This window comes from Dietzia sp. CW19 (assembly GCF_014145265.1).
Classification (GTDB): Bacteria; Actinomycetota; Actinomycetes; order Mycobacteriales; family Mycobacteriaceae; genus Dietzia; species Dietzia natronolimnaea.
Map to the genome: position 1 here is coordinate 1 of NZ_JAALEE010000447.1, position 1,093 is coordinate 1,093.

General features: G+C 72.4%; 1 protein-coding gene. It reads right to left on the reverse strand.

Annotated elements, in window-relative coordinates:
• Positions 1–1,093: heavy metal translocating P-type ATPase (locus G6021_RS13065; RefSeq protein WP_182641478.1), on the reverse strand; the 1,093-nt coding region annotated here is incomplete at both ends.

Genomic DNA, 1,093 nt, shown 5'->3' on the forward strand with positions numbered 1-1,093 from the left:
CTCCGACCCGTCCCGACACCCCCAGCCCCTCGGTGTTGCGGAAGCCCGCTACGGCCGGTAGGTCACCGACCCGCTCTCGGGCGCCGGCGGCGACGGCCCGGGCGATGGGGTGCTCGGAGGCGTCCTCCACCGCACCGGCGTGGCGCAGCACCTGCGTCTCGTCCTCGCCGTCCGCGGCGGTCACCGAGACCAGCGCGGGCGTTCCGGTGGTCACGGTGCCGGTCTTGTCGAGCACGATCGTGTCGACGCGGCGGGTGGACTCCAGGACCTCGGGGCCCTTGATGAGGATGCCCAGCTGCGCACCGCGGCCGGTCCCCACCATCAGGGCCATGGGCGTGGCCAGACCGAGCGCACAGGGGCAGGCGATGATGAGCACCGCGACCGCGGCCGTGAACGCCATGGAGGTGCCGGATCCGGTGAGCAGCCAGAAGGCGAACGTCGCGGCCGCCAAGACCAGGACGGCGGGGACGAAGACCCCGGAGATGCGGTCGGCCAGGCGTTGCGCGGCGGCCTTCCCGGACTGTGCGTCCTCGACCATCCGCGCCATCTGCGCGAGCTGGGTGTCCGATCCCACGCGGGTGGCCCGGACGATCAGCCGCCCGCTGGTGTTGACCGTGCCGCCGACCACGGCGTCGCCGGTGGAGACCTCGGCTGGCACGGATTCACCGGTGACCATGGCGGTGTCGACGGCGGAGGCGCCGTCGACGATCCGGCCGTCGGTCGCGATCTTCTCGCCGGGGCGCACGATGAACTCGTCACCGACCTGCAGGTTCTCCACGGGGATCCGCGTCTCGACGCCGTCGCGCAGCACCGCGACGTCCTTGGCGCCGAGCTCGAGCAGCGATCGGAGCGCCGCCCCGGCCGTGCGCTTGGACCGGGCCTCGATGTAGCGACCCAGCAGCACGAAGGTGGTGACCCCGGCGGCGGCCTCGAGGTAGATGTCCCCCGCTCCGTCACTGGGCGAGAGGGAGAACTCGAACCCGTGGGTCATGCCCGGCATCCCGGCGTGGCCGAAGAACAGGGCGTACAGCGACCACAGCAGGGCGGCGGACGTGCCGATCGACACGAGGGTGTCCATGGTGAACGAGCCGTG